The organism is Marinobacterium ramblicola, from assembly GCF_019084545.1.
Taxonomy (GTDB): domain Bacteria; phylum Pseudomonadota; class Gammaproteobacteria; order Pseudomonadales; family Balneatricaceae; genus Marinobacterium_D; species Marinobacterium_D ramblicola.
Genome location: NZ_JAHREP010000001.1, coordinates 13145 through 19547 on the forward strand (window position 1 = coordinate 13145; position 6403 = coordinate 19547).

Here is a 6403-nt window from a genome sequence, read left to right on the forward strand (position 1 = left end):
TGGCATGGGGAGTTATGCTGTTGACCTTGTCGACAGTCGTGCCTGCCAAGGCAGCGGTTCCGCTGGTTTTGGGGCAGGAGCGCATTTCGCTGGATCACGGGCAGTTGAGTCTGCTCGAAGACCCGGGGCATACGCTGGACTGGCAGCAGGCGCTCGCTGCTCAGCGGGCAGGCGCATTCAGAGATATTCCTCATGGGGTCGGCGAAGGCTACAGTCGCTCAGCATTCTGGGTTCATGTTGACCTGGAGCGTGATGCCGGGGTGACGGATGACTGGGCTTTTATAGTCGGCCCCGCCTATCTTGACCGGGTTGACTTCTATTTGCTGCGCGACGATACGCTGCTGGACCGTTTCTCGGCGGGTGATCTGATTGAGGACCCGGAGCATGATCGACACCATCGGTTGCATATCGTGGGCAGTCGGATTCCGGAAGGGCGAAGTGAGTTGCTGATCCGGCTGCAAACCAGCAGTACCTCGGTACTGCTGGTACAGGCTCTCCCCGGCGCCAAGGTTGAAGCGGCGATTGGTGGGCGGCTGCTTAGCGAGGGGGTGATGACAGGCATTCTGCTGATGGTGCTGGTGATCAATTTGTTGAACGGGATCTGGCTGCGGAGAATGCTGTTTATCTACTTCGTCGTTTATGAAGCCTGCCTCCTGATTACCACGCTGTTGATCAGTGGTCTCATGCGCGAATTTTTTCCTGGACTGGGTGCGCATGAACAGAACCTGTTGATGCAGTTTGGCGTGTTGGGCTCCGGGGTGCTGGCTTTCATTTTCTTTAGGGAGATGCTGGCATTTCCGTTCCGGGGCAACTGGTGGGTTTACCTGCTTTTTTGGATCGGTATCGGCCTCGCGCTGGTGGGGGGGTACTATGCGCTGCAGGATGAATATGTACGCGCCATGGCATACATCAATGTGTATGTTACGCTGTTCCCGCTGGTGGTGTCGGTGCCGTTGTTGTTGGGCTGGAGAGCGTTTAACGCCGAGCAGAAGTTCAGGGCAGGCGGTTGTCTGGTGTTTGGGCTGTTCGTATCCGTCAATAGTTTGTATACCATCGGTATGGTCCCGGTGACGCTGGGCAGTACCTTTATTGCGCCGGTCATGATCCTGTCGTTTCAGCTATGCCTGCACTTCATTATCATGTTTTCGGTGCGCAAGTCCGAGCGAACCTTGCTGGATATGCAGCGACGAGCAGAGCTCTCCGGGCGAGAAGCGGGGCTGGAGCGTTCCCTGCGGCGGGCCCATGAAACCTTCCTCGCGATGTTCGCGCATGAAGTGCGCACCCCAATGGCGGTGATCGATACCGCTGTTCAGTCGTTGGGTGTGCTGGAACGTAAGGAAAATGCCAGGGAGCAGCGCCAACAGCGCTATCGGCGCATTCGAGATGCCATTAAGCGGATCGATCAATTGTTGCAGTTGAGCCTGGTGCGAGGGCGTCAGGAGATCGACCCTTCATCCGAGCCGGGAGAACCCTATGACGTGTCGGGGGTGGTGCTGAAGGTGATGAGCGAGTTCGAGCCGGCTCAGCGTAAGCGTATAAGCTTCGCTTTACCCCCGGCCAGAGTCACGTTCATCTCTCGCTTGTCCGAGCCCATGTTGGGTGTGGTGCTGCGTAACCTGATCGATAACGCGCTGAAGTACAGCCCGGCCGAGGAGCTGGTCGAGGTGAATGTATGGGCAGATCGGCAAAGAATTGGCCTGAGTGTGCGCGATTATGGTGAAGGCATGAGTGACTATGCGAAACAGCGCATGTTTGAACGCTTCTACCGGGCCCGCGAGCGTGAAGATGTCCCTGGGCTGGGGTTGGGGCTGTTTGTTGTTAAAGAGGTTGTTGATCGCTATAGCGGACGTGTCGAGGTTGAAACCGGGGCGGAAGGAACCTGCATAACATGTTATTTTACGGAGGCGCGTCTATGAGTTCTGCCACTCGCATTGCGGTGCTGGAGGATAATGCCGCTCTACGCGAGGATGTGGTTTTTCTGCTGCATGAGGAAGGTTATGCGGTTGAGGCTTTTGGCACCGCAGCCGATTTTTTCCGAGCTCACCGCAATACTCCCTTCGATCTGCTGTTGCTTGATCTTGGGCTGCCGGACCAAGACGGTATCGACGTGGCGCAAGAGTTGCTGCATAGCCAGGATGGTATCGGCATCATCATGTTGACTGCGCGGGGAGGGCTTGGCGAACGCGTGGGGGGGCTAACTGCAGGTGCCGATGCCTACCTGACTAAACCCTTCGATCTGGCCGAATTGCTGGCACATATCCATGCACTGATGCGTCGCAAGAACTACCGCGCCGGTAGTGTGCGGTGGAGGGTCGAGCTGTCCCGCTACCAGTTGTTGGCACCGAATGCGGTATCAGCGCTTGAGCTGACGCCTAATGAGGCCTGTATTTTGCGACAGCTAGCCCGGCACCACCCGGAATATGCGCCCAGGGCAGAGCTGGTAACCAGCTTGGGAGAAAACTACCTCCTCTATGACGAGCGTCGCCTGGAGCAGATCGTGAGCCGTTTGCGTAAAAAGATCCATGAGCATTACGCCGCTAATCCGATCAAGGCCGTGCGCGGTCGAGGCTATGTATTCAATGAGCCGATCGAGCTGGTGGAACGGTCCTCTAGCCATGCAAGCGCAGTGGTTCGATGAGGCTTGCCCTTGGTTGTGGCTGCGTGAGCCTAACGATCAGATAGTTCAGAACGCAGCCATCCACAAGGTTTGCCCGCAATTGGTCAATATGAGCGGGCCATCGCACCGACTGCGGCCAGACTCTGTAGCAGCCATCGCTTTACAGCCGAAGAGCGCTGAGGCTCTCGCCAACCGGGGAACCGCGTTGGTTTGATAGCCATCAACAGCGTGAAATCATCCATATCCATTCAAGCGAAAATGGCCTGGTCGATACTGGATATCGGTGGGTAAGTTCTATCTATGGAGAGCTGCTCGACAGGGCCGCTCGTCAGCCTGATGCCTCCTTGTTTGTCTGTTGTTTCCATTCCGGATACCTCCTTTATCGATAGTCTGTTTTGAAGTTTGCAGCCTGAATACTCATGGAGGGTGGAAGGGATGCGCTCCTGTGAACGCTGCTTTGCTCTAACTTATTGAGATAACGCGAGATATTGCGAAGGGTAACTCAGCTTAAAAATAGGCCATGTCAGATAGTGTCAGTTTTTTGTGTCGTTTCTGTGGTAGAAGTATCAGCCTGAGATAAGTGGGTGAAATGAAGGTAAAAATGGCGTTTCTGAAAGGTCGTACACGGGAGCTTGGGTCGGCTTTGACCGCGGTTGTGTTTGTGGTTGCGGGGTTTGTGGCGCAGCCGAGCGCGTGGGCTGAAACTTTCGGTGACTGGCGTGTGGATTGTAAGGAGGGGCTGTGCCAAGCCGTTCAGCAGTTGTTCGTCGGCGAGGGTGATAAGCGTTCCCGTGTGCTCGCAGCATCCGTGATCAAAGTGAAGGAGCAACTGGTACTGCAGTTAGTGCTGCCGCTAGGCGTGGATCTGCGGCCAGGTATCGTTACGCGTATCGACGAAGCGGCAGAGCAGCATTTCGCGTTTACCACCTGCGTGACGGATGGTTGTGTCGCCTTGATACCGCTGAACGACAGCCTGCTTTCCGCGATGAGGTCGGGCAAGCACATGAAGGCGGGTTTCAGGCCATTCAGATCGGAGCAGACACTCGTGGTGGAGCTGTCGTTGTCCGGGTTTACTAAAGCCAGTTCTCAAGTGCGTTAATAGGGCCAGCTGCCGAACTAAGGGGTCTTTGTGAAAACAAGAATGGCAACAGGATTTCCAGGGAGGAAAAACTTCAAGCCGCTGGCGTTGGTGGTAAGCGGGGTTTTCGTGTTAGGCCTCGCCGGCGGACGGGAGCTGCTGGCGGCCGAAGTGGTTCCTGCTACCGGCACGGTGCAGAATAATGCTCAAAACGAGATGGCGACAGACGAGCATCGTCTATTAATTACCGCACAACCTGGAGAGCTTCGGGCCACGCATCTGCAGGCCAACGGTCAGCGACTGTTCGTGACGCTGTCAGCCTCGGCTGACCTGGAACAGTGGCGCAATAAGGCCGATCAGTTGTTGGCCCGGCCCTCCATCTTTCACAAGGCGTATGTCCAGATCATTGGTGAACGTAACCACTTGGTGGTGGAGTTCATACGACCGGTTGATCTGATTGATGAGACCGTGGCACTCAATGGCGATAACCGTTTGAGCTGGGAGCTGTTGCTGAGGGAGCGGCCTGTCGATGCGTCTATTCGCCTGCTCGATGAGGTGAAGGTCGAGAAGCGCGGAAACCTCTTCGATCTGTCCTTTGCAGGTCATTCGGAGATGGTGGTCGAAGTTTCCCTGGCGGAGCAGGGGCAGAAGCTGGTGGTCGAGCTTCCCGGTGTGCCCACTGGTGAGGTGAAACTGCCGGAGATGCCAGAGTTCCTGGGTGTGCCTGAGGTAACCCCGCTTTCCCGGGGCGGTTCCATGCTTACCTTTACGCCGAGTCGACCGGTCGATCTTCTCGATGCCCAGATAGGGTCTGTTCCGGAGAACGAAGCCAGTTACATCCATCTGATGCTGGTGCCGGACTCACCGGTAGATGTGGTATTTACGCCTCCGAAAGCGATTGCGATGGCGAATCTTCGCTCAGGTTTTGGCCTGGATCTGAAAGCTGACGAGGCGGTGCAGGCTCAGGGGTATTACCTGACCTCGCCGGGAAGACTGGTGGTGGATTTTCCCGGCGTGCCCGCTGATGCAATAGAGGGTGTTGTTGGTGACTTTGCGGCTGACCCCCATTTTATTCAGCGGGTTCGCTATGGCGCTACCGGGTTGGGCTCGGCGCGTGTGGAGTTTACCCTCGATCCCTCGTACGCCGAAGGTTTGGCGCGTAGTGTTACCCCGTTTCTTGATCGCTACGCCGGTGCGCTGACGGTCGCGATGCCCCAGGCGGCCATCCAGCCGCAGCAGGGCTTTCCTGATGATCTTAAAGGTATAGCTGGGTTCGATCGGGATACGCTACGCCATCAGCCGGCATTCGATTTTACCCGCCAGCCGGTTCTCAGTATCGGCTCGGTGACTCTGGACGAAGCACACTACGCCACCGAAACCCCGATTCCGAAGGGTGAACGATTCAAGCTGCTGGATCTGGTGGATCAGTCGCTGGAACAGGATCCCACCTATCTGGCGGCGCGTGCCGAGTTCAGGGCGCGAAGCGAGGTGTTGCCTCAAGCCCAGGCGGATTACTTGCCTCAGGTCAGCTTCAGCTATCAATACTCCAGCAAGTACCAGACGGTTAATGAATCCGGCTCTATCCCGGCCGGGAACTATGATGTGCCGGGATACAACCTGTCGTTGAATCTGACCCAGCCGGTCTATCGTCGCGCCAATCTGATTGCGATCGACCAGGCAGAGGTGGCTGTAGAGCAGGCCAAGCTGGCGCTGCTGGCGGCTGAGCAGGATCTGATCCTGCGGTTGACCAGCGCGTATCTGGATGTGTTGGCAGCCGGCGACGAGCGTGATCTGGCTCAGGCTGAGCACAACGCAGTAACCGCGCAGCTGGAGCAGGCGCAGATACGCTTCAACAGCGGCCTGCTCAGCCGAGCGGATTACAACGAGTCTCGCAGTCTTGAAGCGCTGACTCGCGCCCGAGCCATGAAGGCAGAGTTCAAGTACCAGGACGCACGTCTGGCTGTGAAAGAGATCGTCGGTCTGGAGGTGGAGAGTCTGCACGGGTTTAATGCCGATTTCCGGGCCGCACCGCCTTTCCCCGAGCGGGTAGACCGTTGGGTTGGGGCCGCTCTGGATCAGAACCTTGCGCTTCAGGCGCAGCGCCTGTCGACCACGATCGCGCAGAAAGAGGTCAGTCGTCGCAGCGCCGAGCACCTGCCCACCGTCGATCTGTTCGTTTCGGCCGGGCAGCAGGTGTCGGAAAGCACCCTGTTCTCAGACTCGCGTCAGGATGTGAGCGATTATGAGATGGGGCTGAGACTGAACGTGCCGATCTACAGCGGGGGGCGTAGCTCCTCTCTGGTGCGTGAAGCGACCGCTCGACTGGATAAGACGCAGCAGGAGATGGAGCGGGAGTACCGCAAGACGGAGCGTATCGTGCGCTCGGCCTACTCCAGCCTGGTGTCGAGCACAGCGATGTTGAGCGCGCTGCGCGAGGGGGTATTGGCGCAGGAGATTCGCCTGGCGACCCGCCTCAAGGGGTTTGGGTCCGGGGTGGAAACCTCCGTCTCCGTGCTGGATGCCTATCAGAGCTACTACGCCGCTCGGCGCGACTTTATGCAGTCCCGTTACGAATACCTGAAAAACCGCCTCACACTGAAGCAGGCAGTAGGCTCCCTGGCCCGCAACGATGTCGCTGATATCGACATGATGCTGGAACCGGTCTTGGAAGCTAAGTAGCGATCTGACGTTATCGCACGGAGAATAGT

General features: G+C 57.3%; 4 protein-coding genes. All 4 read left to right on the forward strand.

Features of this window, described 5'->3' with window-relative positions; genetic code table 11:
* The first annotated feature begins 20 nt into the window (after positions 1-20).
* The 4 genes from KQ940_RS00035 to KQ940_RS00050 all read left to right on the forward strand — a co-directional run bounded on the left by KQ940_RS00035 (position 21) and on the right by KQ940_RS00050 (position 6374).
* Entirely contained in the window at positions 21-1916 is a 1896-nt protein-coding gene (locus tag KQ940_RS00035; protein ID WP_217410600.1) for a sensor histidine kinase, read from the forward strand.
* On the forward strand, positions 1913-2638 hold the full coding sequence (locus KQ940_RS00040) for a response regulator transcription factor (protein WP_217410601.1): 726 nt from the start codon (positions 1913-1915) through the stop codon (positions 2636-2638). The genes KQ940_RS00035 and KQ940_RS00040 overlap by 4 nt, the downstream gene beginning before the upstream one ends.
* A 580-nt stretch (positions 2639-3218) precedes the next feature.
* Positions 3219-3716 (forward strand): invasion associated locus B family protein, encoded by a 498-nt coding sequence (locus tag KQ940_RS00045; protein WP_217410602.1) that lies wholly within the window; start codon positions 3219-3221, stop codon positions 3714-3716.
* Positions 3717-3758: 42 nt separating this feature from the next.
* Positions 3759-6374, forward strand: coding sequence for a TolC family outer membrane protein (locus KQ940_RS00050; RefSeq protein ID WP_217410604.1), 2616 nt, complete (start codon positions 3759-3761; stop codon positions 6372-6374).
* Positions 6375-6403: the final 29 nt, after the last annotated feature.